Source organism: Vibrio sp. UCD-FRSSP16_30 (assembly GCF_001676025.1).
Lineage (GTDB): Bacteria > Pseudomonadota > Gammaproteobacteria > Enterobacterales > Vibrionaceae > Vibrio.
Genome location: NZ_LZFW01000057.1, coordinates 133,010 through 158,793 on the forward strand (window position 1 = coordinate 133,010; position 25,784 = coordinate 158,793).

The 25,784-nt window shown below is 43.1% G+C and carries 23 protein-coding genes; 12 read left to right on the forward strand and 11 right to left on the reverse strand.

Features of this window, described 5'->3' with window-relative positions; all coding sequences use genetic code 11:
* Window positions 1-2: 2 nt before the first annotated feature.
* The 6 genes from odhB to sdhC all read right to left on the reverse strand — a co-directional run bounded on the left by odhB (window position 3) and on the right by sdhC (window position 7,426).
* Window positions 3-1,211: a 2-oxoglutarate dehydrogenase complex dihydrolipoyllysine-residue succinyltransferase gene (odhB, locus tag A9260_RS13970; protein WP_068699955.1), complete on the reverse strand. Its 1,209-nt coding sequence runs from the start codon at window positions 1,209-1,211 to the stop codon at window positions 3-5.
* Between the two features lie 13 nt (window positions 1,212-1,224).
* Window positions 1,225-4,050: a 2-oxoglutarate dehydrogenase E1 component gene (gene sucA / locus A9260_RS13975; protein ID WP_068699957.1), complete on the reverse strand. Its 2,826-nt coding sequence runs from the start codon at window positions 4,048-4,050 to the stop codon at window positions 1,225-1,227.
* A 120-nt stretch (window positions 4,051-4,170) separates the two neighbouring features.
* Window positions 4,171-4,881: a succinate dehydrogenase iron-sulfur subunit gene (locus A9260_RS13980; protein ID WP_068699959.1), complete on the reverse strand. Its 711-nt coding sequence runs from the start codon at window positions 4,879-4,881 to the stop codon at window positions 4,171-4,173.
* Between the two features lie 11 nt (window positions 4,882-4,892).
* Entirely contained in the window at window positions 4,893-6,659 is a 1,767-nt protein-coding gene (sdhA, locus tag A9260_RS13985; protein WP_068699961.1) for a succinate dehydrogenase flavoprotein subunit, read from the reverse strand.
* Window positions 6,660-7,007, reverse strand: a complete 348-nt coding sequence (gene sdhD / locus A9260_RS13990; protein WP_068699963.1) for a succinate dehydrogenase, hydrophobic membrane anchor protein — start codon at window positions 7,005-7,007, stop codon at window positions 6,660-6,662. It abuts the gene before it with no gap.
* The gene (sdhC, locus tag A9260_RS13995; protein ID WP_068699965.1) at window positions 7,001-7,426 is read right to left on the reverse strand and encodes a succinate dehydrogenase cytochrome b556 subunit; all 426 of its coding nucleotides are present in this window, start codon (window positions 7,424-7,426) and stop codon (window positions 7,001-7,003) included. Before sdhC ends, sdhD begins: the two co-directional genes overlap by 7 nt.
* A gap of 354 nt (window positions 7,427-7,780) precedes the next feature.
* On the opposite strand from sdhC, the gene A9260_RS14000 reads away from it, so the two are divergent.
* A complete protein-coding gene (locus tag A9260_RS14000; protein WP_068699967.1) occupies window positions 7,781-9,070 on the forward strand; it encodes a citrate synthase in 1,290 nt (429 codons plus the stop codon).
* A 60-nt stretch (window positions 9,071-9,130) separates the two neighbouring features.
* Here the strand turns inward: A9260_RS14000 and A9260_RS14005 are convergent, their stop codons facing one another.
* Complete coding sequence (locus tag A9260_RS14005) at window positions 9,131-9,889, reverse strand: Nif3-like dinuclear metal center hexameric protein (RefSeq protein WP_068699969.1); 759 nt, start codon at window positions 9,887-9,889, stop codon at window positions 9,131-9,133.
* 89 nt (window positions 9,890-9,978) lie between these two features.
* Between A9260_RS14005 and A9260_RS14010 the strand changes: the two genes are divergently transcribed.
* Both A9260_RS14010 and A9260_RS16970 read left to right on the forward strand, forming a co-directional pair.
* Window positions 9,979-10,773, forward strand: a complete 795-nt coding sequence (locus A9260_RS14010) for a DUF1853 family protein (protein WP_068699972.1) — start codon at window positions 9,979-9,981, stop codon at window positions 10,771-10,773.
* Between the two features lie 195 nt (window positions 10,774-10,968).
* Entirely contained in the window at window positions 10,969-11,112 is a 144-nt protein-coding gene (locus tag A9260_RS16970; protein WP_156684064.1) for a hypothetical protein, read from the forward strand.
* Window positions 11,113-11,173: 61 nt separating this feature from the next.
* Here the strand turns inward: A9260_RS16970 and pgm are convergent, their stop codons facing one another.
* Window positions 11,174-12,820, reverse strand: a complete 1,647-nt coding sequence (gene pgm / locus A9260_RS14015) for a phosphoglucomutase (alpha-D-glucose-1,6-bisphosphate-dependent) (RefSeq protein WP_068699974.1) — start codon at window positions 12,818-12,820, stop codon at window positions 11,174-11,176.
* A gap of 80 nt (window positions 12,821-12,900) precedes the next feature.
* The gene (gene seqA / locus A9260_RS14020; protein WP_068699976.1) at window positions 12,901-13,455 is read right to left on the reverse strand and encodes a replication initiation negative regulator SeqA; all 555 of its coding nucleotides are present in this window, start codon (window positions 13,453-13,455) and stop codon (window positions 12,901-12,903) included.
* A 91-nt stretch (window positions 13,456-13,546) separates the two neighbouring features.
* Between seqA and A9260_RS14025 the strand changes: the two genes are divergently transcribed.
* From A9260_RS14025 to A9260_RS14045, 5 genes are all read left to right on the forward strand, one after another.
* Complete coding sequence (locus A9260_RS14025; protein ID WP_068699978.1) at window positions 13,547-14,317, forward strand: alpha/beta fold hydrolase; 771 nt, start codon at window positions 13,547-13,549, stop codon at window positions 14,315-14,317.
* Window positions 14,318-14,386: 69 nt separating this feature from the next.
* On the forward strand, window positions 14,387-14,605 hold the full coding sequence (locus tag A9260_RS14030) for a DUF2788 domain-containing protein (RefSeq protein ID WP_068699981.1): 219 nt from the start codon (window positions 14,387-14,389) through the stop codon (window positions 14,603-14,605).
* Between the two features lie 52 nt (window positions 14,606-14,657).
* Window positions 14,658-15,185, forward strand: a complete 528-nt coding sequence (gene fldA / locus A9260_RS14035) for a flavodoxin FldA (protein ID WP_068699983.1) — start codon at window positions 14,658-14,660, stop codon at window positions 15,183-15,185.
* A 251-nt stretch (window positions 15,186-15,436) separates the two neighbouring features.
* Complete coding sequence (gene fur, locus A9260_RS14040) at window positions 15,437-15,886, forward strand: ferric iron uptake transcriptional regulator (RefSeq protein ID WP_068699986.1); 450 nt, start codon at window positions 15,437-15,439, stop codon at window positions 15,884-15,886.
* A 21-nt stretch (window positions 15,887-15,907) separates the two neighbouring features.
* Entirely contained in the window at window positions 15,908-16,489 is a 582-nt protein-coding gene (locus A9260_RS14045; protein WP_068699988.1) for a prepilin-type N-terminal cleavage/methylation domain-containing protein, read from the forward strand.
* Window positions 16,490-16,564: 75 nt separating this feature from the next.
* On the opposite strand, the gene glnS is transcribed toward A9260_RS14045, so the two are convergent.
* Together glnS and nagE are read right to left on the reverse strand one after the other, a co-directional pair.
* On the reverse strand, window positions 16,565-18,229 hold the full coding sequence (gene glnS, locus A9260_RS14050; RefSeq protein WP_068699990.1) for a glutamine--tRNA ligase: 1,665 nt from the start codon (window positions 18,227-18,229) through the stop codon (window positions 16,565-16,567).
* 147 nt (window positions 18,230-18,376) lie between these two features.
* Window positions 18,377-19,870: an N-acetylglucosamine-specific PTS transporter subunit IIBC gene (gene nagE, locus A9260_RS14055; protein WP_068699991.1), complete on the reverse strand. Its 1,494-nt coding sequence runs from the start codon at window positions 19,868-19,870 to the stop codon at window positions 18,377-18,379.
* A 495-nt stretch (window positions 19,871-20,365) separates the two neighbouring features.
* On the opposite strand from nagE, the gene nagA reads away from it, so the two are divergent.
* From nagA to A9260_RS14075, 4 genes are all read left to right on the forward strand, one after another.
* Window positions 20,366-21,502: an N-acetylglucosamine-6-phosphate deacetylase gene (gene nagA / locus A9260_RS14060; protein WP_068699995.1), complete on the forward strand. Its 1,137-nt coding sequence runs from the start codon at window positions 20,366-20,368 to the stop codon at window positions 21,500-21,502.
* 6 nt (window positions 21,503-21,508) lie between these two features.
* Window positions 21,509-22,729, forward strand: coding sequence for a DNA-binding transcriptional regulator NagC (gene nagC, locus A9260_RS14065; protein ID WP_068699997.1), 1,221 nt, complete (start codon window positions 21,509-21,511; stop codon window positions 22,727-22,729).
* Between the two features lie 67 nt (window positions 22,730-22,796).
* Window positions 22,797-24,419, forward strand: coding sequence for a cation:proton antiporter family protein (locus A9260_RS14070; protein ID WP_068699999.1), 1,623 nt, complete (start codon window positions 22,797-22,799; stop codon window positions 24,417-24,419).
* A gap of 226 nt (window positions 24,420-24,645) precedes the next feature.
* The gene (locus A9260_RS14075; RefSeq protein ID WP_082957132.1) at window positions 24,646-25,683 is read left to right on the forward strand and encodes a GGDEF domain-containing protein; all 1,038 of its coding nucleotides are present in this window, start codon (window positions 24,646-24,648) and stop codon (window positions 25,681-25,683) included.
* The last annotated feature ends 101 nt before the right edge of the window (window positions 25,684-25,784 follow it).

Sequence of the window (25,784 nt, forward strand, 5' to 3'; positions counted from 1 at the left end):
AATTAAACATCTAATAGAAGACGTGCTGGATCTTCTAGTAGTTCCTTGATTGTCACCAAGAAACCAACTGACTCACGACCGTCAATTAAACGGTGATCGTAAGAAAGAGCCAAATACATCATTGGTAGAATTTCGACTTTGCCATTCACCGCCATTGGACGATCTTGGATTTTATGCATCCCCAAAATAGCCGCTTGTGGTGGGTTGATAATAGGTGTCGACATCAGGGAGCCAAATACGCCGCCGTTAGTAATAGTGAAGTTACCACCCATTAGCTCATCAACGGTTAGCTTGCCGTCACGACCTTTGATTGCGAGCTCTTTAATGCCTTTTTCAATATCAGCAAAACCTAGCGTATCGCAGTCTTTTAGTACTGGCGTTACCAAGCCACGCGGTGTAGAAACCGCCATGCTGATATCAAAATAGTTGTGATAAACAATATCTTCACCATCGATAGAAGCATTCACTTCTGGGTAGCGTTTCAACGCTTCTGTTACCGCTTTCACGTAGAAAGACATAAACCCAAGGCGAGTATCATGGCGCTTCTCAAATGAATCTTTATATTGAGCACGCAGATCCATGATTGGCTTCATGTTCACTTCATTGAAAGTAGTCAACATCGCAGTGTTGTTCTTCGCTTCCAGCAAACGCTTAGCCACAGTTTTACGCAAACGAGTCATAGGAACACGTTTTTGACTGCGAGCGGCGGCTGGCACTTCTGCTTCAGTAACAGGCGCTGGCGCTGCTGCTTTGCTTGCGCTCGCTAGGTGCGCATCAACATCTTCGCGAGTAATACGACCGCCCACACCTGTGCCTTTCACATCAGAAGGGCTTAGGCTGTGTTCTGCCAATAAACGGCGAACTGCTGGGCTTAACGCCTCATTGTTTTCTTCAGTTAATGTCGCCTTGTGACGCTTATCTGGAGAAGATTCTGTCGCTTGAGTGCTGTCTTTGGTTGGCTCACCGGCCACAGCGCCTAGCTTGATTTTTGCAAGAAGCTGCTTGGCCAAAACCGTTGTGCCTTCTTCTTCAAAAATTTCTTCAAGAATACCCGCTTCTGGAGCTGGGACTTCAAGGACAACTTTATCAGTTTCGATATCAACTAATACGTCATCGCGCTCTACTCTATCGCCAGGCTTTTTGTGCCAAGTTGCAACGGTAGCATCAGCAACTGATTCAGGTAAATCAGGAACCAGAATTTCAATTGTCATGTGTTGGGCTTCCTTATTCTTCTAGTTCTTTATCAATTGTAAGAGCGTCATCGATTAACGCTTTCTGTTGTTTCAAGTGAACAGACATGTAACCAACCGCAGGTGACGCAGACGCTGGACGCCCTGCATAACTTAACGTTGTATTAAATGGCGTTGCAGCTCGGAAGTTGTGCTGGCTTGAATACCACGCACCTTGGTTTTGAGGCTCTTCTTGACACCAAACATAGTCAGTGACTTGCGGGTAAATAGACAGAACTTCACGCAGATCGGCAAGTGGGAATGGGTACAATTGTTCAATACGAACAATCGCCACATCATCAATTTCACGCTTGCGACGCTCATCGAGAAGATCGTAATAAACCTTACCAGAACAAAAGACGACTCGACGTACTTTAGACGCTTGCAACTCATCCACTTCTGGAATACACGCTTGGAAAGTACCTTCAGCTAAATCTTCTAATGACGACACACATAGTGGGTGACGTAACAAAGACTTAGGCGTCATAACGATAAGAGGACGACGCATAGGACGCACCACTTGACGACGCAGCATGTGATAAATCTGAGCAGGTGTCGATGGCACGACAACTTGCATATTTTGCTCAGCACACAACTGTAAGTAACGCTCTAAACGTGCAGATGAGTGCTCAGGACCCTGTCCTTCATAACCATGAGGTAGCAGCAACGTAATACCGCATAGACGATTCCACTTTTGCTCACCTGATGAGATGAACTGGTCGATCACTACCTGTGCACCGTTGGCAAAATCACCAAACTGCGCTTCCCAAATAGTTAAACCGCCCGGCTCTGCTGTGGTGTAACCATATTCAAACGCCAATACCGCTTCTTCCGATAACACGGAGTCAAAGACTTGGAACGGGCCTTGTTTATCATGGATATTGGCAAGAGGTACGTAAGTACTTGCATCGCCTTGGTTATGCAATACCGCGTGACGGTGGAAGAAAGTACCACGACCAGAATCCTGACCTGAGATACGAATGCGTTTTCCATCATCCACAATCGTTGCGTAGGCCATGGTTTCAGCCATACCCCAATCAATGGCTTTTTCGCCAGCGATCATCGCTTTACGATCGTTATAAAGCTTGTTTACACGGCTTTGCAACTTATGGCTATCTGGGTAGTGACACACTTTAGAACCCAGCTCTTTAAGACGCTCTAGCTCATATTTGTTATCCCATTCCATATCCCATTCATGGCCAATATAAGGAGACCAATCAACAGAATGTAGAGCCATAGGACGCCACTCTTTGACCACGATTTCGCCATGATCAAGGGCATCACGATATTCATTAACCAATTGCGTTGCAGTATCAATACCAATCTCATCACGCTCCATCATCACATCCGCATAAAGCTTACGTGGCGTTGGGTGTTTTTTGATTTTTTGGTACATCAATGGCTGCGTTGCATTTGGCTCATCGGCTTCGTTATGGCCGTGGCGGCGATAACAAACCAAATCAATCACAACATCGCGATTAAAGGTATTTCGATAGTCCAATGCAATACGAGTCACAAAAGCAACCGCTTCAGGATCGTCAGCATTAACGTGGAAAATCGGTGCCTGTACCATCTTAGCGATATCGGTACAGTACATTGTAGAGCGAGTATCTCTTGGGTTGGACGTGGTAAAACCAATTTGGTTATTGACCACGATACGAACCGTACCGCCTACTTGGAAACCGCGCGCTTGAGACATATTAAATGTCTCCTGCACTACCCCTTGGCCTGCGATTGCAGAGTCACCATGAATCGTAATAGGCAGTACTTTTGCGCCGTTCTTATCGCCTAAGCGATCTTGACGAGCACGTACTGAGCCAATCACTACAGGGTTAACAATCTCAAGGTGAGAGGGGTTAAATGCAAGGGCTAAATGGACATTACCGCCTGGAGTGGCAAAGTCTGCTGAGAACCCTTGGTGATATTTAACATCACCAGTACCCCAAGTGTCATCGTGCTTACCGGCAAATTCGTCAAACAAATCCTGAGGTTTTTTACCCAGAACGTTGACCAACATATTTAAGCGACCACGGTGAGCCATGCCTACAACAACTTCGCGCATTCCACTACGACCAGCATGACGAATCAGCTCTTTAGTCATAGGGATAAGTGCATCACCACCTTCTAGAGAGAAGCGTTTTGCACCAGGAAACTTCGCGCCAAGATAACGTTCTAGGCCTTCTGCGGCAGTCAATTCATCAAGATAGGTGATTTTCTCTTCTAAAGAGAACTCTGGTTGAGATTGAACTGATTCAAGGCGTTGCTGAACCCAACGTTTTTGCTCTGTGTTAGTCATGTGCATATATTCTGCACCGACTGAGCCACAGTAGGTTTTGTTGAGTGCTTGATGGAGATCTTTCAACTGCATGGTCTCTTTCGCAACAGCGAAAGAACCGACGTTGAATGATTCGTTGAGGTCATCTTCTGTAAGATTATGGAACGCAGGGTCCAATTCAGGCTGAACTGGACGTTCCCATAAACCTAATGGATCTAGGTTAGCCGCTTGATGGCCTCTAAATCGATAGGCATTAATAAGTTGTAGAACCCTTACTTGTTTTGCATCGACATCAGGATCACTTACTTGGACGTTATAATGCTTTGTCTCTTGTGCTAGTCGGCGAAAGTAGTCACGAACACGCGTATGAGATTGCTCTCCTTGTTCTGATGCCTGCTCAGGCAGATCATCAAACACGCGCTTCCATTCCTCACTCACCAGATCTGGGTCACTTAGATAAAGTTCGTAGAGTTCTTCTACGTACGTTGCATTGGCGCCAGCCAAGTGTGAAGACTCGAGCCATGCCTTCATCACACTGTTATGCATATATTCCCTTAACCTGTAGATTAGTACTTGTTGTTTCGGTCTTTGCCGAACTTATGGCCAACTTTACGCTGGCATGACAGGCTTATCAGTAAACTCCGAAAAGCCCGTAATTTCAATAATCTAAACCGAACGATTGACCAACATTGTTTTGATATGTCCAATCGCTTTGGTCGGGTTTAACCCCTTAGGACATACACTGACACAGTTCATAATGCCATGACAACGGAAAACACTAAATGCATCGTCTAAATTGCTGAGTCGCTCATCAGTTGCGGTATCTCGGCTATCAATTAACCAGCGATACGCTGCTAAAAGACCCGCCGGTCCAATAAACTTGTCCGGGTTCCACCAGAAAGAAGGACACGATGTGGTACAGCATGCACACATAATGCATTCATACAAACCATCTAGGTGTGCACGCTCTTCCGGAGACTGATGATGTTCTCTTGATGGTGGTAATTCGCCATCAGAAATCAAAAACGGCTTCACTTTTGTGTAGTTATCATAAAACTGAGTCATATCGACAATCAAATCACGAACAACTGGTAAGCCTGGTAATGGACGAATGATCAGCGAATCGCCTTTAAGAGCAGAAAGTGGCGTGATACACGCCAATCCATTCTTACCATTCATATTTAAACCATCACTACCACACACCCCCTCACGACAAGAGCGGCGGAAAGAAAGAGACGGATCTTGTTCTTTAAGCAAGATCAGTGCATCAAGCACCATCATGTCCGAGCCTTCTTCCACATCTAAGGAGTACTGCTTCATATAAGGTTTGCTGTCTACATCTGGGTTATAGCGATAGACAGAGAAATTGAGGTTCATATCTCGCTCCCTTAATAGGTTCTAGCTTTCGGTGGAAATGCTTCACGATGAACAGGTTCCATGTTCACACCACGCTTAGACATACTTTCCGTTTCAGGATTGTAAAGCGAGTGACATAGCCACTGTGAATCATCACGATCTGGGTAGTCAAAGCGAGCATGTGCACCACGACTTTCTGTACGGAAATTAGCAGCAACTGCGGTTGCAAATGCCGTTTCCATCAAATTCTCTAGCTCAAGACATTCGATGCGTTGAGTATTAAATTCGGTCGATTTATCAGAAAGGTAGGCATTATTTAGGCGCTCACGAATCACTTTAAGCTCTTCTAAACCCTTAGCCATTGCATCCCCTTCGCGGAATACAGAGAAGTTATTTTGCATGCACTGCTGCAAATCTTTGCGGATTTGAGCTGGGTCTTCACCTTCGGTACTGTTTTCCCAACGGTTATAACGCTCTAATGAACGGGCAATGTCTTCCTCTGTCGCAGGTTTTGCTTCAGCTTGCTTTTGCAAAGTTTCGCCAAGGTGCAGACCGGTTGCGCGGCCAAACACCACTAAATCTAGTAGTGAGTTACCACCAAGACGGTTCGCGCCATGCACGGAAACAGAAGCGATTTCACCACAGGCAAATAAGCCTTGGATTTCCACATCTGTACCATCTTCGGTTTGCTTAATTGCTTGTCCAGAAACCTGAGTCGGTACGCCACCCATCATGTAGTGACATGTTGGGATAACCGGGATTGGCTCTTTAACCGGATCAACGTGGGCAAAGGTGCGTGATAATTCACAGACACCAGGCAAACGCGATTCAAGGGTGTCTTTGCCAAGGTGATCAAGTTTTAGCTTAATATGTGGACCCCAAGGACCATCACAGCCGCGACCTTCACGAATTTCAATCATCATTGAACGCGCAACAACATCACGACCGGCTAAATCTTTAGCATTAGGTGCGTAACGCTCCATGAAGCGCTCGCCGTCTTTATTAAGAAGATAACCACCTTCTCCGCGACAACCTTCGGTCACCAAAACACCAGCGCCTGCTATACCCGTTGGGTGGAACTGCCACATTTCGATGTCCTGCATAGGAACACCGGCACGAATGGCCATACCAACACCATCACCGGTATTGATGTGTGCATTCGTTGTAGAGGCATAAATACGCCCTGCACCGCCAGTGGCTAAGATAGTTGCTTTCGCTTTAAAGTAACAAACCTCACCAGTTTCCATACATAGTGCGGTAGTACCAAGAATGGCACCTTCATCATTCTTAACCAGATCAAGGGCATACCACTCAGAAAAAATCGTGGTTTTGTGTTTGATGTTCTGCTGATAAAGCGTATGCAATAATGCATGACCGGTACGGTCAGCGGCTGCTGCCGTACGAGCGGCTTGCTCACCACCAAAGTTTTTAGATTGGCCACCAAAAGGACGCTGATAGATAGAACCATCGTCAAAGCGAGAAAACGGCAAACCCATTTTCTCAAGCTCAATTACTGATTCAGGTCCATTTTTACACATATATTCAATCGCATCTTGGTCACCGATGTAATCGGAACCTTTAACGGTGTCGTACATGTGCTGTTCCCAATGATCTTCATGAGCATTGCCAAGCGCTACGGTGATACCACCTTGCGCAGAAACAGTGTGTGAACGAGTAGGAAATACTTTTGATAGCAATGCGCAAGTTAAACCTTGCTCAGATATTTGTAGTGCTGCACGCATGCCTGCACCACCAGCACCAATGACTACTGCGTCAAATTCGCGAACTGGAATCGTCATTTATGCCCCCCAAAGAATAAATAGGCCAGAGAAGAAATAACCAAACAGCACCGCGACAAGCAGTAACTGTAAGCTACCGCGCAGGAGTGCTGGTTTGATGTAATCGGTCAGTACCTGCCACAATCCAATCCAAGCATGGATAAGAATGCACAGCAGTGCGAGCATGGTGAAGATCTTGGTGAATAGTCCACCGAAGAAATTAGTCCACTCCATATAACTCACATCACCTGCCAGCAGTAAGAAACCACATAGGTAAATAGTGTATAGAGTAAGAATAATTGCCGTTGCACGAACTAACAGAAAATCATGGACGCCGTTACGTCCAAATGAAGAAACGTTATTTACCATACGATGACTCCCGCAACGATTGCTAATACGCCAGTCACAATGAAGGAGATTTGCGCACTTTTAGCGCCGCTCTCTAGTTCTTCAAAATAGCCTAAGTCTTGGCAAAGATGTCTGATACCACCGACGATATGATAGAAAAGTGCAGTGAGTATTCCCCACAAAATGAATTTAACAAAGAAGCCGTCAACATAGCTGGCCGCCTCCATAAATCCTTTCGGTGATGATAGGGAGATAGAAAGTAACCAAAGCAAGATTCCTACAGCGACAAAGGTGATAACACCAGATACCCTGTGTAGGATCGAAGCGATGGCAGTAATAGGGAAATGAATCGTTTGCAGATCCAGATTGACAGGTCTCGTTTTTTTCTTGTTCACAGTGTGCTCACTCAGCTCCTTTGAGCAGTTACAAATAGTCAACATTTGGGCGTTTTTAGCAGAACTTTAACAAAAGCTATTATAACTTCAGCTTCCCACTAATGTTTTGTCGCTTTAATCACTAATAAACTTGATCTAACTCTCATTAATAAAACTTAATTCACAGAGTGAAATCAAGGATATAGCATTAAGTTCAGCGCCACTATACGACCGTTAACATACTAATACAATATTATTAACAAATAATGCCACACAGGCCTAGTTTTTATCATTTCTACTTATAGAAACGCCAACAAGTGCACACAAAAGGCTATATAAATTGACTTCTAGGCCGAACAACAGTACAAATTTGGTGCACCATTGAATCAAGATGGAATATAAATAACAAAGGAGAATGTTATGGCAGATAAGCAAGCGACTCTTACGATAGAGGGTCAAGCGCCTATCGAATTGCCGATTATGAAGGGAACAGATGGCCCAGAAGTGATCGATGTTCGTACATTAGGAAGCCAAGGGTATTTCACCTTTGACCCTGGTTTTCTAGCCACCGCGTCTTGTGAATCTCAAATCACTTACATCGATGGCGATGCTGGAATTTTATTACACCGCGGCTATCCAATTGATGAATTAGCGAATAATGCGGACTATTTAGAAGTATGTTACATCCTTCTTTATGGTGAAGCGCCTACTCGTGAAAAGTATGACGACTTTAAGCAAATTGTTACGCGCCACACTATGGTACATGAGCAAATCGCAAGCTTTTTCCATGGCTTCCGCCGTGATGCTCACCCAATGGCAATCATGTGTGGAGTAGTCGGTGCATTAGCGGCCTTCTATCACGATTCACTGGATATCAATAACGATAAACACCGTGAAATCGCCGCGTTTAGACTATTATCGAAAATGCCAACGCTTGCCTCTATGTGTTACAAATACACTGTGGGTCAACCGTTTATCTATCCACGTAATGACCTAAGTTACGCAGAAAACTTCCTACATATGATGTTTGCAAACCCTTGCGAAGAGTATGAAGTTAATCCTGTTGTAGGCCGTGCAATGGATAAGATTTTCACTCTGCATGCCGACCATGAGCAAAACGCGTCTACGTCTACCGTTAGGCTTGCTGGCTCTTCTGGTGCAAACCCATTTGCTTGTATCGCAGCGGGTATCGCTTCTTTGTGGGGACCTGCTCACGGCGGTGCTAACGAAGCATGTCTACGCATGTTAGAAGAGATTGGCAGTGTCGATAAGATTGAAGAATACGTAGCTAAAGCAAAAGACAAGGATGATCCTTTCCGTCTTATGGGCTTTGGTCACCGTGTTTACAAAAACTACGACCCTCGTGCAACGGTTATGCGTGAAGCATGTCACGAAGTGCTCGACGAGCTTAACATCAGCGATCCTCTACTGGATGTGGCAATGGAGCTAGAACGAATTGCTCTGTCTGATGAGTATTTTGTTGAGAAGAAACTGTACCCGAACGTAGATTTCTACTCTGGTATCATTCTTAAAGCGATTGGGATTCCGGTGTCTATGTTTACCGTAATCTTTGCTATTTCTCGTACTGTGGGCTGGATTGCTCACTGGAGCGAAATGCACAGCGATCCACACAACCGTATTGGTCGTCCGCGTCAGCTTTACACCGGTGAAACTAAGCGTGAATTTAAGCCTCTTCACGAACGTGAATAGTCGATAACTTTGCAAAAGTACCTATGATAAAGGCTTGAACCTCGGTTCAAGCCTTTTAGTTTATACCGGATTATTTATATCAATAAAGGTTACATCAAGTCCGTGTTCTTGTGTAAGCCACTCCCCTAGCGCTTTAATTCCGTAGCGCTCCGTTGCATGATGACCAGCGGCAAAATAATGAATATCTTGTTCACGCGCCACAAACGTAGTGCGCTCTGAAATCTCACCAGATACAAAGGCATCTAACTGATTATCTGCGGCTAACTGAAGGTAATCTTGCCCGCCACCTGTGCACCAACCTACTGTTTCGATTAACTTATCTTGCATCTGCGGCGCAATATGCAAAGGCTCGCGATCTAATGCAGTGGCAATACGCTGCGCAAACTCAGCCCCTGTTACCGGCTTACTCAGTCGACCATACATCGCCACTGATTGAGCATGCCCTTCAAGCCCACCTTCTACTTCAATATCAAGTAACTGCGCAAGCTTGGCGTTATTACCCAGTTCAGGATGAATGTCTAAAGGGAGGTGATAGCCATATAAGTTAATGTCATTTTTTATCAGAGAACGAATGCGGCGACCTTTCATACCGACAATTTGCTGTGGTTCACCCTTCCAGAAATAACCATGATGAACCAATAATGCATCGGCATTAAGCTCTATCGCTTTATCGATTAATGCTTGAGAGGCGGTCACACCGGTCACTATCTTTTTAATAATTTGCGCGCCCTCAACTTGAAGGCCATTTGGTGCATAATCTTTAATAAGCTGCGGTGATAACTTGTCATTGAGAATTCGTTGCAGGGTTAAATTATTCATTTTTGTTCCAAACATTTGAAAATACTTGTGATATGTAGCAAGTTAAACAAACAAACCTTTGCTCGTCTAGCCGATAGAGACCGTTATCTATGCCTAATTATACCGTTGATTCAGCAATTTTAACCCAATTTGCACGCTGGATTGCGACCACAGCGCCTCTATTTTGTAGCGATAATAAAGACAGAGCTAAAGATAACGTTATTGTGGAGCAGTTACCCTTTGAGCAAATACGCCTTGATAGCCTATCTGACTATGATGGTAACTCCCGTTTAGGGTTTATTTATCAATATCTGTGCCAGAAGCTTTTTGAGCACCATCCTGATTTTTCTGTGTGTGAGACCGAGCTTCAGCTCAATGACAATGGACGAACCATTGGTGAATTAGATTTTATTTTGCATCATGGACAAACAAAAGCGGAACACTGGGAAGTCGCGATTAAGTTTTACTTATTCCATGAGGATAAATGGTACGGGCCTAACGCCATAGACCGCTTAGATAAAAAACTGAATCACATGTTAAATCATCAGTTAAAGCATACTGAAACTGACACTTTTATTCAGCAGTTTCCGCAATGGCAACATCTATTACAGCATCTACTGCTGCAAGGTCGGTTGTATATCAATCCTTTCTCTGAGACCGATATTCCCACTCATTGTGCAGGACAATTAATTAACTCCAAGCGAGTTACAGGTTTTTGGTGTTATCAAAGCCAGGCCAGTCAAATTAAAGAAAAGCTTTTTCAACTCAATAAGTCTTGCTGGGCAATAGGAAGACAAGATTCTTCAGCGCAGGTGACCGATTTTAAGCAAAACATTATCCACTGCCAAAGTGAGTCCGGACGATTTTGGTTTATAGTGGCTAATAATTGGCCTAATAACGGCTAAGTAATTGTTAAAACAGTGATTTCACATTCATGAGAAATGTAAGAGGCTTCGATAAAAACCCAATAAAAACAACAACTAATGTATTTCCCTCAAGTTAATCAGATTGCTTGCACGCTTCTAGGCTCATATTGAACTAGTACCCACTTAGGCATACAGTCATTTGACATTCAAACACGAGCTTGGTTAGGAACTCACATGGCACAATTAGTTGAAGCATTGTTAGTTTTTTTGTTGATGTTATTTACCCCAATTCTTATCGTGACTCTTTTTGAGCATCTGCAAACAAGAAAAGCAAACAGGCGTTTAAGCAGACAAGCTCTGGCCGACTCTCGCCATTAAAAAACCCCATATACCGCGAAGGTAAAATGGGGCTTTATTCATAAGGCTATATCGGGTTTTATTATAAACCCGCAGCCTTAAAGACATCATTCACAATCTGTTGTGCTTCAGTTTCGATTTGCTTTAGATGCTCGGCACCTTTAAAGCTTTCGCAGTAAATCTTATAGATTTCTTCAGTACCAGATGGACGCGCAGCAAACCAACCGTTCGCTGTTGTCACTTTAAGGCCACCGATAGCAGCGCCGTTACCTGGTGCATGAGTTAGACGAGCAGTAATTGCATCCCCTGCTAACGTATCAGCAGTCACCATTTCAGCTGAAAGCTTAGTCAGTACATCTTTTTGTGGGCCGTTAGCCACCGCTTGAATACGGTTGTAGCTAGACTCACCGTGTTTAGCCGCAAGCTCGTTGTAGTACTGCTGTGGGTTTTTGCCCGTTACCGCAGTAATTTCAGCAGCTAGTAGACACAAGATGATGCCATCTTTGTCTGTTGCCCAAGGCGTGCCGTCTTTACGCAAGAAAGATGCGCCTGCACTTTCTTCGCCGCCAAAACCAAACTTACCTTCATATAAGCCATCAACAAACCATTTAAAGCCCACAGGGACTTCGCACAGTTCACGACCAAGATCGGCCACAACGCGGTCAATAATCGCACTTGATACCAGTGTTTTACCGACAGCAACATCTGCGCCCCAACCTTCACGGTGACGATATAGGTAATCAATACACACTGCTAGGAAATGGTTAGGATTCATTAAGCCAGCAGGGGTTACGATACCATGGCGGTCATAGTCAGGGTCGTTACCAAATGCTAGGTCGTAATCATCTTTAAGTGCCAATAAACCGGCCATTGCATACGGCGAAGAACAGTCCATACGTACCGCGCCATCTTTATCTAAAGACATAAACTGGAAGCTAGGATCAATGGCTTCACTCACTAGCGTTAAATCTAGGTTGTATGCTTTTTGAATTTGACGCCAGTAATCGATACCAGAACCACCAAGTGGATCAACACCAAGGTGTAAATTTGCTTTTTGGATAGCTTGCATATCAACAACGTTGACGAGATCGGCAACATAAGGCGCAACAAGATCTTTCTCGATAAAGAAGTCACTGGCTTTTGCCTGTGCAATACCAACACGCTTCACATCCACAAGACCGGCTGAAATAATGTCATTAGCACGATCTTCAATCGCTTTGGTTAATTCACCTTCAGCTGGACCGCCGTGTACCGGGTTGTATTTAATACCACCATCTTGCGGTGGGTTATGCGAAGGTGTGATAACAATACCATCCGCTTTTGCATCATTAACTAGGTTATGAGTCAAAATAGCGTGAGAGATACCCGGTGTTGGTGTGTAGCCTTCATCTTCTTGACAAATAACCTCAACACCATTGGCAACCAGTACATCGACAACGGTAGAAAATGCCGGCTCTGACAATGCGTGAGTATCTTTACCGACAAACAGTGGTCCTGTGACACCCTTGCTTGCACGCACTTCAGCAACCGCTTGAGCAATCGCCAAAATGTGGTTTTCATTGAATGTTACTTTATCTGCACTACCACGGTGCCCTGAGGTACCAAATGCGACTTTTTGAGCTGCATTTCCTGCTTCTGGTTGAAGCAAGTAGTAATTAGCCACTAACTGGGGGATGTTGTGAAGATCTTCTTGCTGAGCCTTTTGCCCGGCGCGAGGATGCATAGCCATTATGACGTTCCTTTCTTATAGTTCTTAAATATTAAAATACCCACGAATCGTTACGATATCAGTGGGTATAAGCCTTAAATTTAGATGGAGCGAGTAACTCGCTCTATTAACTCTGCAGGGAAGGACATCCTTACCATCAACTGATCAACCATCTGACGTTTACGGCTGGTGTTGTTGTTGGTAATGACCCAGAAAGGAGACCCGGGAATTGCTCTTGGTTTGGTCGTAGTGCCACTTGCCAAAAGTACCGCTTCGTTATCTGCAAAGTAAACGCGCTTACGCCCTTTTACTTGGGTTGCTTCTGCAAATCCGTCTTTATCTATTCGATGAAGAGCGGATAATACAAACATAAATTTATCGATAGCCTTATCAAGCGCGGCAAACTCATCAGAGATTAACTCACTGCGAATTTGCTTAATTGGATCGATAGATTGGGTTGGTTTACCCACGATGATAGGTGTTGCCGCGCCAGTGGGTTCTTCTATAGATGAGGTTTCATCTGGCTTAGCTTCTTGCTTAGCGACACCATCCACATCGAGTAAACGTCGTAGGATATCGGATGCACTCTCTCCAATACGTTGGGTACGGCTCGCGATAAATCTATACAGTTCTTCGTCAACTTCGATGGTTTTCATTCGCTTTTCACAATCTTATTAGTTTAAACTGCTTCAGATTATACCCAGTTATTGAGCAAGTCTCTACGGAAAGCAAAAGGAAATGGAGAAAATGTCGAGCCAGTTACACTATAAGATCCAAGGTAGTGGTCAACCTATACTGTTAATCCACGGTTTGTTCGGTAGTTTAGATAACCTAGGCCTGCTTGCCAGAGATCTTGAAAGCGATCATCAAGTGATCAGTGTCGACTTACGCAATCACGGCCGTTCACCGCATTTATCCCAGCACACTTATGCAGCCCAAGCGAATGACATACTCAATCTCATCAATGATCTTGGGCTTAGCGATATCGCGGTAGTTGGCCACTCTATGGGTGGTAAAGTTGCCATGACGCTAACTTCATTAAAGCCTGAATTATTTACACAATTGATCGTGCTCGATATGGCACCTGTCGCCTATCACGTTGATCGACATAGCAATGTCTTCGCAGGCATCCAAGAAGTCGCCAAACAAAAACCGAAACTGCGCAGTGAGGCAATGGCACTATTAGCGCAGCACATAGAGTTAGATGGTGTCAGGCAGTTTTTAAGCAAATCACTGTATAAAAATGGCGATACTTTAGATTGGCGTTTTAACCATCTCGCGTTACATGACCAATATTTACAAATTATGGGCTGGGAGCCACTTTCTGCTAATTCTTTACCTACCCTCTTTATTAAGGGTGGCGATTCTGATTACATCCAACAAAAGGATCAGAAAGCGATTATGCAGCAATTCCCCTGCGCTAAAGCGCATATCATTTCCAATACTGGACATTGGCTGCATGCAGAGAAACCAGACATGGTACTGAGAACTATTCGCAAGTTTATCGCACAAAATTGAATACGAGGGTAAACACAAGCAACTCGGTTATGATATAGTTTCGCGATTGATAAAGCATAAAGGGATGCCATGCTGTACGACTACATCAATCAAATTGAGTCCATTGGGCTTGATTTGCTGTTTGCTTCCGTATTTTTACTCATCGGTCTTGCAATCAAAGACGTCCTAAAAGAGGGTAATGTCCCTCCCTTTGGTCGCCGTATCGTATGGCTTGTACTATTTTTAGGTTGTGCTGGTTTTGTCACCAAGGGGATTATTCAACTCTCTTGGGAAGGCACCGGTTTATAGCGTAAATATAGGCAAAAGGCCCCTATTACATCCAATTATAGGTACTGATTTTATGGCAAGTGTAGGTCTCTTCTTCGGCAGTGATACTGGTAATACAGAAGCTGTTGCAAAGATGATTCAAAAACAACTCGGTAAAAAACTGGTTCACGTTCAAGATATCGCAAAGAGCAGCAAAGAAGATATTGATAACTTCGATTTATTGCTACTTGGTATCCCAACTTGGTATTACGGTGAGTCTCAATGTGATTGGGATGACTTTCTTCCTGAGTTAGAAGGCATTGATTTTAGCACCAAGCTGGTTGCGATCTTTGGCTGTGGTGATCAAGAAGATTATGCTGAGTACTTCTGTGATGCAATGGGTACCGTGCGTGATGTGGTTGAAGCTAAAGGTGGCACTATCGTTGGTTACTGGCCAACTGAAGGTTACGAGTTTGAAGCTTCTAAAGCACTTGTTGATGATGACAACTTCATTGGACTTTGTATCGACGAAGATCGTCAACCAGAACTAACAGACCAACGTGTAAAAACTTGGGTTGACCAAATTCACTCAGAGATGTGCCTTGCTGAATTAGAAGACTAATCTCATTGAATAATGTCAATAAAAGGGGCCTTAGGCCCCTTTTTTAGTTTAACGGTTTATTTATACCAATCGTAGAAAATCTCTGATCATTTAATTAATGTGACAAAACCTAACAAATACCTTCTAGTATTAGTGATATCCTTCTGTTTTATTAGCAAAAGATAAAAGACACAATAAGTCCATGGTTTATTGTTTTCTTTCCTTCCCATATAATAGTAAACAGAGTACGGCTCAATTTTAAAGGAATGTACATGCCAGATAACAATAAAGCCCTAAAGGAAGCAGGGTTGAAGGTCACCCTTCCACGCCTAAAAATTTTAGAGCTTCTACAACAACCCGGTTGTCAGCACGTTAGTGCCGAAGAGTTGTATAAAAAACTGATTGATATCGGTGAAGAAATTGGCCTTGCGACGGTTTACCGAGTATTAAACCAATTTGATGATGCTGGTATTGTTACTCGCCATCACTTTGAAGGTGGTAAGTCGGTATTTGAACTGTCTACTCAACAACATCATGATCATCTTGTTTGTCTTGATTGCGGTGCTGTGATTGAGTTCAATGATGAAGTCATTGAAGAGCGTCAACACGCCATTGCTAAAAAATACAACATTAACCTCACCAACCACAGCCTATATTTATATGGCCGCTGTGCTTCTGGTGATTGTAAAACTAATCCGAAAGCACACAAAGCCAACAGTTAGTCATTTACAACAAAGGTAATTATGTCACTCAGCAAAAATGGATTTACGCTGATTGAGCTAGCCGTCATTATTGTTATTGTCGCGGTATTAGCAGTTGTTGCTGCGCCGCGATTTTTAACTGTCAGTTCTGATGCTAGAGAATCAATGCTTAAAGGCGTCGCAGCCGAATTTCAGCAAGCCATTAATTTTGGGCAGCAGAAGTGGGCTATTGAAGGACGCGCAAACTCCCCTCAAGTCAATCTCCCTAACTACGCTAATGGCGAAGTGGATTTTAATGACGTCGGTTTCCCTATCGGCACCGATAAAAATGTAGCTTTCAAAGCACCGTATAATATCGGTATCGGTGAACCAGCCTGTTCATTATTATTTGAGGCTATCTTAGTTACCTCTCTTACTGCCACTCAGGTATTTAACCAAGCAGAAAGCCATGACTTTTATGCGCGGCGTGTCGACGGTAACTTAGCGGATGGCAGTGGTCCGTATAAAACAAAGTGTTTTTATGCCTATACAAAAGAAGGATTTAACCAAGATCCTGATTTAACAAGTCATGTTATCTGGTACGACTCTCGCACTGGCAATGTCTGGTACGCTAACAACGATTAATGTAGTCACCGTAAATAGTTGATATAAAAATGCCAGCAACGTTGCTGGCATTTTTTGTTTCAGTAGAGTAATAATTTAGCTAATTTTAGCCCAAGTATCTCTAAGGCCAACAGTACGGTTAAATACTAAGTTATCTGGAGTACTGTCTTTGCTATCAACACAGAAATAACCCGTACGCTCAAACTGGCAACCGGCGTCGGCTTGCGCAGTCACAAGGCTTGGTTCGACAAATCCTTGCTTGATTGTTAGTGAATCAGGGTTAAGTACTGTTTTAAAGTCTTCAGCGGCAGCTGGATTAGGCACTGTAAATAAACGGTCATACAAACGAATTTCTGCAGCAATACCTTTGTCTGCCGAAACCCAATGGATAACGCCTTTTACTTTACGGCCATCTGCTGGGTTTTTACCAAGCGTTTCATCGTCGTAGCTACAGAAAATAGTCGAGATATTACCTTGCTCGTCTTTTTCGATACGCTCAGCTTTAATCACGTAAGCACCACGTAGACGCACTTCTTTGCCTAGCACCAAGCGTTTGTATTTCTTGTTTGCTTCTTCACGGAAATCATCTGCTTCAATCCAGATTTCGCGCGTAAATGGTACTTCACGGCTACCCATTTCTGGTTTGTTCGGATGGTTGGCAACATTCAATGTTTCAACCTGATCTTCAGGGAAGTTTTCAATAACCACTTTAACGGGCTCAAGCACTGCCATTGCACGAGGTGCATTTTCGTTTAAGTCATCACGAACACAAGATTCTAGTGAGCCAAACTCAATCATATTCTCTTGTTTGGTCACACCGATACGCTGACAAAACTCACGAATAGACGCTGGAGTAAAGCCACGGCGACGCAAGCCAGAGATCGTTGGCATACGTGGATCATCCCAGCCATTAACCAATTGCTCAGACACAAGCTGACTCAGTTTACGCTTAGACATCACCGTATATTCAAGGTTTAGACGACTAAACTCATACTGATGAGGCTGTACTTCGATAGTAATGTTCTCCAATACCCAATCATAAAGACGACGGTTATCTTGGAACTCTAACGTACAAAGTGAATGCGTAATACCTTCCAGCGCATCAGAAATACAATGCGTAAAGTCGTACATTGGGTAAATGCACCACTTATCAGCGGTTTGATGATGATGAGCAAAACGAACGCGGTATAAAACAGGATCGCGCATCACCATAAATGATGAGCTCATATCAATCTTGGCGCGTAGACACGCCTCGCCTTCTTTAAAGCCACCAGCACGCATTTTTTCAAACAGTGCTAAGTTTTCTTCAACTGAGCGAGTGCGGTATGGGCTTTCTTTACCAGGAGCGGTCAAAGTGCCACGGTATTCACGAATTTCATCGGCTGTTAGCTCTTCAACATAAGCTAGGCCTTTATTGATCAGTTCAATCGCGTACGCATGCAGTTGATCAAAGTAGTTAGATGAATAACAAATCTCACCAGACCAATCAAAGCCTAACCACTGAACATCGCTCTTAATAGAGTCAACGTATTCAATGTCTTCTTTTTCTGGGTTGGTGTCATCAAAGCGTAAGTTACACTGGCCCTGATAATCCTGAGCGATACCAAAGTTTAGACAGATCGATTTAGCGTGCCCAATATGCAGGTAGCCGTTTGGCTCTGGCGGGAAACGGGTATGCACGCTGTTGTGTTTACCATCCGCGATATCTTTGTCGATAATCTGACGGATAAAATTCGATGGTCGAGCCTCAGCTTCACTCATCTATAGCACCTCATGGTTCAATTTTTGAAATTCTTCTATAACCGTACATTGTATTCGTCTAAGCAACGAAATCTAGGTGTTTGTGGTGTCAAAAGCAAAAAAAATGCCTCCCGAAGGAGGCATAAGGACGTTATTAACTGTTATTGCTTAAGATGGAAGCTCAATTGCGGTTAGGTCTGCATCAGCAGGGATGTTTTTCATCTCACCGGCAATGATTTCAGCTAGTGGGCCTAGGATAACTTGAACGTTATTTGAACCTAGTTTCACCACACCCATCGCACCAAGATCTTTCAGTACTTTCTCACTAATGATAGTTGTGTCATTAAGAGTTAGACGTAGACGAGTGATACATGCATCGATAGAGCTGATGTTGCCATGACCGCCTAGTGCTTTTAGGTACTGTTTTGCAAGTTCAGCAGAGTTTGAAGAACCGACTACTGTTGAAGCTTCACCCTCATCATCTTCACGTCCAGGTGTTTTAAGACCGAACTTAACGATTACGGTACGGAACACTGCGTAGTAGATACCGAAGAATGCAAAGCCTTGCAGAATCAGCATGTACCAATCTTTCGCTAGTGGGTTACGGCTAGAAAGAACCATATCAACTAGACCTGCAGAGAAACCAAAGCCTGCAATCCATTCCATTGACGCTGCAATGTAGACTGAGATACCGGTTAATACTGCGTGCAATACGTACAAGCCAGGTGCTAGGAACATAAATGAGAATTCAAGCGGCTCTGTTACACCTGTGAAGAAAGAAGCGAAACCTGCAGCAATCATGATAGATGCTACTTTTTCTTTATTCTTAGATTTTGAAGTGTGGTAGATAGCTAGTGCTGCACCTGGTAGACCAAACATCATGATTGGGAAGAAACCAGCTTGGTACATACCTGTAACACCTAGTGTTGCAGTACCTTCAGCAATAGATTTAGCGCCACCTAGGAAGTTAGGGATGTCGTTAATACCTGCAACATCAAACCAGAATACTGAGTTCAATGCGTGGTGAAGACCAACAGGGATAAGTAGACGGTTAAAGAATGCGTAGATACCAGCACCCGCAGAACCCATACCTTGGATAGACTCACCAAAGTGTACAAGACCGTCATAGATAGCAGGCCATACGTACATTAGGACAAATGACAGTACGATACCGGCAAATGACGTCAAGATAGGCACTAAACGTTTACCTGAGAAGAACGCCAATGCTTTGTGCAGTTCAACTGTAGAGAAACGGTTATAAATTTCAGCAGAGATAATACCCACAAGGATACCGACAAACTGATTTTGGATTTTACCAAATGCTGCTGGAACGGCATCGCCACTGATGCCTTGAATCTGTGCGACGGCTCCTGGTGATAGTAGCGTTGTCACAACGTACATCATTACCAGACCGGCTAGTGCTGCTGCACCATCTTTATCTTTAGACATACCGTAAGCAACACCAACGGCAAATAGCCATGACATGTTGTCGATAATTGCCGCGCCGGCTTTAATTAGGAAACCTGCCAATGCATTGTTACCGCCCCAACCCGTCGGGTCAATCCAATAACCAATACCCATTAATATCGCTGCTGCCGGTAGCGTAGCAACTGGCACCATTAGCGCCTTACCTACCTTCTGAAAATATCCAAGAATGTTCACGTTACGTCTCCCCCTAAGGAATCTAAAAACTTTTTTTAGCTAATTAATTTAGTCCTTTTCATCTTAAAGGGATAAATTTGCGTCGCAAATTAAAACCCCATAAAACGTGATCAGTATCATATGAAAACATGGACCTAAGGTGATTTTGTTACCTAGATCATAAAACTTATTTTACTATATAAAATAACATTTTTTTTAAGTATACTCTCGATATCTAAAGAATTTTCATTTTGCTTAGGCGCATCTTTAGGAATGGTTCCACCCGATAATAGTGAGGAAATTAGACATTAATGAATCAATATTTAGTAAACAGTATCAATTACTTAAATCTAAATTAGCATCAAAAATGCCTAATCTGTTTATTAAGGTGACAACCGTACTAAGCTCCAATAAAGAGCCGTAAGATTCCGCTAGCGTCTTAGCAAAGATTGAATGAATTCTTTAAACCGTTTTCAAAAATCAAGAAGTAACCAATTTTAAACAGGAGCTGCACGTATGTATGCATTAACGAACTGTACTGTATTTACCGGTAACGACACATTATATAACCACGCAGTAGTTGTGAAAGATGACCGCATTAAAGCGGTGTGTCCGGAGCAGGAATTAGAGCAAGGTATTGAGCGTATTGATCTTAAAGGTGCAAACGTGAGCCCTGGCTTTATCGATGTACAGCTCAATGGTTGTGGTGGCGTCATGTTAAATGATGAAATTTCACCAGAAACATTACATACGATGCATCAAGCAAACCTTAAATCTGGCTGTACGAGTTTCTTACCAACCTTAATTACTTCTTCTGATGAAAGCATGCGAGCGGCAATTGAAGCCCAGCGTCAGTTTAAAGAGAACAATAAATATCAATCACTGGGTCTGCACCTTGAAGGTCCATACCTAAATATCGCAAGAAAAGGGATTCACACTGAATCCTACATTCGACAATCAGATGACAACATGATTGATTTCATCTGCCAAAATGCTGAATTTGTTACTAAAGTTACCTTAGCTCCTGAAAAGAATGACCCAAAACATATTCAACAGCTAAAAGAAGCGGGAATTGTGGTTTCTATCGGTCATACCGGTGCTACTTACCAACAAGCAAGAGACAGCTTTGAGCATGGTATTACCTTTGCCACTCACTTATTTAACGCCATGACACCGGTAACCGGACGTGAACCTGGTGTAGTGGGTGCTATTTTTGACAGTGCCGACGTGTACGCTGGAGTCATTGTAGATGGACACCATGTGGATTATGCCAATGTACGTATGGCGAAAAAGCAAAAAGGTGACAAGCTTGTGCTAGTAACGGATGCCACCGCACCTGCTGGCGCAAATATAGACCAGTTTAATTTTGTAGGTAAAACGGTTTATGTACGCAATGGTGTATGTGTTGGTGAAGATGGTACACTAGGCGGCTCAGCTCTGACTATGATTGAAGCTGTAGAAAATTGCGTTAAACATGTTGGCTTCTCTTTAGACGAAACACTGCGTATGGCGACCCTCTACCCTGCTAAAGCAATTGGCATGGAGGATCAGCTAGGTCGAGTCAAAGCCGACATGATTGCAAACCTTACTATTTTTAATAGCGATTTTAATGTTGAAGCGACCGTAGTAAACGGCCAATTTAAAAAGGGATAGTTAGTTATGACTGGTGGACAAATTGGCAACGTTGATCTCGTAAAGCAATTAAACGGCGCAGCTGTTTATAGACTGATAGACCAACAAGGACCTATTTCTCGAATTCAAATTGCCGAGTTGAGCCACTTAGCACCGGCTAGTGTTACTAAAATCACTCGTCAACTACTGGAGTTCAACTTAGTACAGGAGGTTGCTCAGCAAGCCTCTACTGGTGGGCGACGAGCGATATCATTAACAACACAGACAGCACCTTTCCACTCGATCGCTATTCGAGTTGGACGAGATTATATCCAGATGGCACTGCATGATTTAAGTGGTGACATTCTAGCTCAAACTGAGTCTCCTTTTCACTATACGGATCAAGAGCAGTTGGTTAGCCAACTTATCGATAAGATCAGGCTCTTTAAAGCCGGCTTTGAAGAGGATAAATATAACCTTATTGCTATCGGTATTACTTTACCTGGTCTGGTTAATCCAGATGAAGGTGAAGTTCACTATATGCCGAACACTAAAATAGATCGCTTGCCATTGGCTAAGTTAATTACTGAGCAATTCAACATTGAATGCTTTGTCGGTAATGATATCCGAGCAATGGCTCTAGCTGAGCATTATTTTGGCGCGACTAAAAACTGTATGGATTCCGTTTTAATCAGTGTTCACCGAGGTACTGGCTCCGGCATTATGGCTGGCGGTCAAGTGTTCCTAGGCTCAAACCGAAATGTGGGTGAAATCGGTCACATTCAAGTTGATCCATTGGGTGAGCAATGTCAGTGCGGAAACTTTGGCTGTCTCGAAACGATTGCATCCAATCCAGCAATCATTAAAGGGGTCAATACACGTCTAGCACGAGGTTATAATTCCACCCTTGCAGATGAACCCAACGTGACCATTAAAACCATCTGTGAACACGCATTGCTTGGTGATGCGTTAGCGACGCAAAGTATTGTTCGTGTTGGTGTGCAACTAGGAAAAGCCATCGCGATTGTAATAAACCTGTTTAACCCACAAAAAATTGTTATTGCAGGTGATATTACTCAAGCAAAAGAGGTATTATTCTCTGCAATTCAACGGAATGTTAACAGCCAATCTTTATCTGCCTTTAACAAGGATCTCCCTATTGTCTCATCTGACTTAGAGCAGAGTCCGACTATGGGGCCATTTGCTATGATAAAACGTGCAATGTTAAATGGTATGCTGCTACAAAAATTAATGGATTCAACGCACTAAGTTCAATTTAGCAGGCTCGTTTGCGGTTGAGAGAGCGTCATCCCTCAACCAATTCGAGACTGCATAAATGGATATCATGCTCATCTGTGGCGCTTTTGTAGCCGGTTTTATAGCCCAAAGATGTAACCTCCCTCCTCTAGTCGGCTTCTTGCTAGCAGGCTTTACCCTTAACGCACTTGGCTTTGAAAGTAACTACGCTATCAGTCATATCGCAGACCTTGGGGTAACACTACTTTTATTCACTATTGGCTTAAAGTTAGATATAAAAGTCTTACTTTCAAAAGAAATTTGGGCGGGTGCCACACTACACAATTTAGCCTCTACTGCTTTCTTTACCTTATGTTTACTCGCACTGCAGTTTGTCGGAGTGAGTTTATTTTCCGATACGTCCACTTCACAACTGATTATCTTAGGTTTCGCACTCTCTTTTTCTAGTACCGTATTTGCAATTAAAGCCCTACAAGATAATGGTGAAATAAACTCTACCTATGGCACCTTAGCTATCGGTATCTTGGTCATGCAAGATATCTTTGCGGTCGTCTTCCTAACCGTTTCTACCGGTAAAATCCCAGAATGGTACGCCATCTTCTTATTTGCCCTGCCTGTAGTTCGACCACTCTTTTATAAAGTCTTAGATAAAGTCGGTCATGGTGAGTTGCTAGTGCTATGCGGCATATTCTTTGCTTTAGTGGTGGGAGCAGGCTTATTTGAATTAGTTGGCGTGAAAGGCGATCTTGGTGCGCTTATTTTAGGTATGCTATTGGCCGGACACAAAAAAGCATCCGAGCTTTCAAAATCCTTATTTAACCTTAAAGAGCTGTTTTTAGTCTGCTTCTTTCTCAATATTGGACTGTCAGAACAACCCACCATCGCAGGTTTAGTACTGGCGCTAATTTTTATGGCACTACTGCCAGTAAAAGGGATTCTGTACTACGTCATTTTAGATCGCTTTAAATTTCGCGTGCGAACCTCGCTACTCACCTCTTTAACGCTATTTAACTTTAGTGAATTTGGCTTGATTGTCGGTGGCCTTGCCTATCAACAAGGTTGGATATCTGGAGACATCATGGTGTCTATCGCGCTGGCAGTTTCCATCTCTTTTATCATTGCAGCGCCTCTTAACCGCTTTAGTAATAATATTTACCGACGCAGTGCAAATTGGCTCAAGGAACATACAGAGAATAAAATTCACGTACGTGATCAATTTATCAGTTTAGGTCGCTCACAAATATTAGTCTTAGGTATGGGGAGAATTGGTACTGGAGCTTATGACGAACTTAGACAACGTCATGGTGAGATCTGTCTCGGAATAGAAATACGAACCGACACCAGTGAGCACCACACGCAAAATCAGCGTAATATTCTTTGTGGCGACGTGACCGATTCTGATTTTTGGGAACGAGTGCAAAACCTTGAACAGGTAGAACTGGTATTACTGGCTATACCGAATAATAAAGGTAATCGCTATGCCCTTGAGCAATTAAGACTTAGAGGTTATACCGGAAAAATTGCCGCTATCGCTGAGTATCAAGACCAAGTAGAGCAATTTAAAGAGCTTGGGGCAGATGCGGCGTTCAATATTTACCGCGAAGCAGGAAGTGGTTTTGCGCGCCATGTTTGCGACACGTTATCACCTAAGTTTGCCAATGAAACTATAGATAACACGCAGCAACAAAAGATAAATCATTGATATAAAACATAATATTAAGTTTAGAATAGGCATTATTTCGTGCTTCCACGCCTTAATGTACTATTCTTAAGCTTAATTATCTTCTAATCTTTAGAGTGCATTGACGATCAAACTTTCTCCTATACAGCAGTCCAAATTTCAAGAATTTGTCACGACTCATAACCACAAACAATTATTAATATGGCTACCTATTATTGCCTTGTGCTTATTCTGTTTTGGTTTTGTTATGCCACTTTGGGCACCCAAAAGTGCCTTGTTAGATTCACTGGAAGATATTCGTCAGTTTAGGAACTACCTGTTATATCAAGCCCCTGTGCTTTGTATGCTGGTTTGGGTTCTGATCTCATTTCTGCCACAGCGCAATATTTATAATATTCTTGGGCTATTTTTTGCTGCCTGTTTTCTTTCAGTATTTCACGCAGCATTACTTAGCCACTCTTTTACCTTAGCCCCGATCTCTATCATTTTAATTACCGCACTGGTTAAAGTGACCATCTTAAAGATGCAGCAGATTGCCGCAATTTATGGCAGTAGTATTGTATTTGGCTTAACTTTTGTCGTCCTCCACCAAGGACAACCCGATATCGTTAGCTGGCATTTAGTCCTTTCAAATATCATAATTTTGATTTGGCTACTTTATTTGGGACAAGATCATTACTTAACCCAACTAAGAAGCTTCATTCACAGGCTGCAGCAACATAAGTCTAATCAAAAAATCACAATGCAAATGATGCAGTTAGAAGCACAAAAAACACAGCTTCAAATGTTATTGGGACGAGATGCCTTAACTGGGCTATTTAATCGAGGTTATTTTGATCAAAAACTAACGGAAGAAATTCAACGCGCTTCTCGCTCAAATTCCCCTTTAGGTCTTCTTGTTATTGATATTGATCACTTCAAAATGATCAATGACAAACTTGGGCACAGTGTAGGCGATGAATATCTACAAAAAGTCGCCACTGTTCTATCTCATACCTGTCGCAGGGAAACCGATACTGTGGCTCGCTTTGGCGGCGAAGAGTTTGTTATTCTGTTGCCAAGTACCTCTCAAGATGGATTATCTGCCATCTGTAAATGCCTATTACAAGCTGTTGCTGATTTAGAGCTGCCCCATCCAATTCAGCCTAAATTAAGCATTAGTATTGGCGGTTGCCAGCTCGACAATCACAATATGGACAGAACGACCTTTTTTAAAACAGCCGATCAAGCCCTCTATCAAGTAAAAGCCTCTGGGCGAAATAATTTTATCATTACACCAACATAATTGTGTTTTTTTGCGTCGACAGATAGATACCATCCACTAAAATCGGCCTTTTGTTAAATTACATATACCTTAATCTGTCTTTTGCTATCTAAATGTCGATT

What these genes read in the sequence shown, in the direction of transcription:
- nagA (WP_068699995.1), top strand. Translation starts at nt 20,366, where the DNA reads ATGTATGCATTAACGAACTGTACTGTATTTACCGGTAACGACACATTA.
- A9260_RS13980 (WP_068699959.1), bottom strand. Translation starts at nt 4,881, where the DNA reads ATGAACCTCAATTTCTCTGTCTATCGCTATAACCCAGATGTAGACAGC.
- glnS (WP_068699990.1), bottom strand. Translation starts at nt 18,229, where the DNA reads ATGAGTGAAGCTGAGGCTCGACCATCGAATTTTATCCGTCAGATTATC.
- sdhD (WP_068699963.1), bottom strand. Translation starts at nt 7,007, where the DNA reads ATGGTAAATAACGTTTCTTCATTTGGACGTAACGGCGTCCATGATTTT.
- A9260_RS14025 (WP_068699978.1), top strand. Translation starts at nt 13,547, where the DNA reads ATGTCGAGCCAGTTACACTATAAGATCCAAGGTAGTGGTCAACCTATA.
- sdhA (WP_068699961.1), bottom strand. Translation starts at nt 6,659, where the DNA reads ATGACGATTCCAGTTCGCGAATTTGACGCAGTAGTCATTGGTGCTGGT.
- seqA (WP_068699976.1), bottom strand. Translation starts at nt 13,455, where the DNA reads ATGAAAACCATCGAAGTTGACGAAGAACTGTATAGATTTATCGCGAGC.
- A9260_RS14010 (WP_068699972.1), top strand. Translation starts at nt 9,979, where the DNA reads ATGCCTAATTATACCGTTGATTCAGCAATTTTAACCCAATTTGCACGC.
- sucA (WP_068699957.1), bottom strand. Translation starts at nt 4,050, where the DNA reads ATGCATAACAGTGTGATGAAGGCATGGCTCGAGTCTTCACACTTGGCT.
- odhB (WP_068699955.1), bottom strand. Translation starts at nt 1,211, where the DNA reads ATGACAATTGAAATTCTGGTTCCTGATTTACCTGAATCAGTTGCTGAT.
- A9260_RS14000 (WP_068699967.1), top strand. Translation starts at nt 7,781, where the DNA reads ATGGCAGATAAGCAAGCGACTCTTACGATAGAGGGTCAAGCGCCTATC.
- pgm (WP_068699974.1), bottom strand. Translation starts at nt 12,820, where the DNA reads ATGGCTATGCATCCTCGCGCCGGGCAAAAGGCTCAGCAAGAAGATCTT.
- nagC (WP_068699997.1), top strand. Translation starts at nt 21,509, where the DNA reads ATGACTGGTGGACAAATTGGCAACGTTGATCTCGTAAAGCAATTAAAC.
- sdhC (WP_068699965.1), bottom strand. Translation starts at nt 7,426, where the DNA reads ATGTTGACTATTTGTAACTGCTCAAAGGAGCTGAGTGAGCACACTGTG.
- A9260_RS14075 (WP_082957132.1), top strand. Translation starts at nt 24,646, where the DNA reads ATGCCACTTTGGGCACCCAAAAGTGCCTTGTTAGATTCACTGGAAGAT.
- A9260_RS14070 (WP_068699999.1), top strand. Translation starts at nt 22,797, where the DNA reads ATGGATATCATGCTCATCTGTGGCGCTTTTGTAGCCGGTTTTATAGCC.
- A9260_RS14030 (WP_068699981.1), top strand. Translation starts at nt 14,387, where the DNA reads ATGCTGTACGACTACATCAATCAAATTGAGTCCATTGGGCTTGATTTG.
- fldA (WP_068699983.1), top strand. Translation starts at nt 14,658, where the DNA reads ATGGCAAGTGTAGGTCTCTTCTTCGGCAGTGATACTGGTAATACAGAA.
- A9260_RS14045 (WP_068699988.1), top strand. Translation starts at nt 15,908, where the DNA reads ATGTCACTCAGCAAAAATGGATTTACGCTGATTGAGCTAGCCGTCATT.
- A9260_RS16970 (WP_156684064.1), top strand. Translation starts at nt 10,969, where the DNA reads ATGGCACAATTAGTTGAAGCATTGTTAGTTTTTTTGTTGATGTTATTT.
- fur (WP_068699986.1), top strand. Translation starts at nt 15,437, where the DNA reads ATGCCAGATAACAATAAAGCCCTAAAGGAAGCAGGGTTGAAGGTCACC.
- A9260_RS14005 (WP_068699969.1), bottom strand. Translation starts at nt 9,889, where the DNA reads ATGAATAATTTAACCCTGCAACGAATTCTCAATGACAAGTTATCACCG.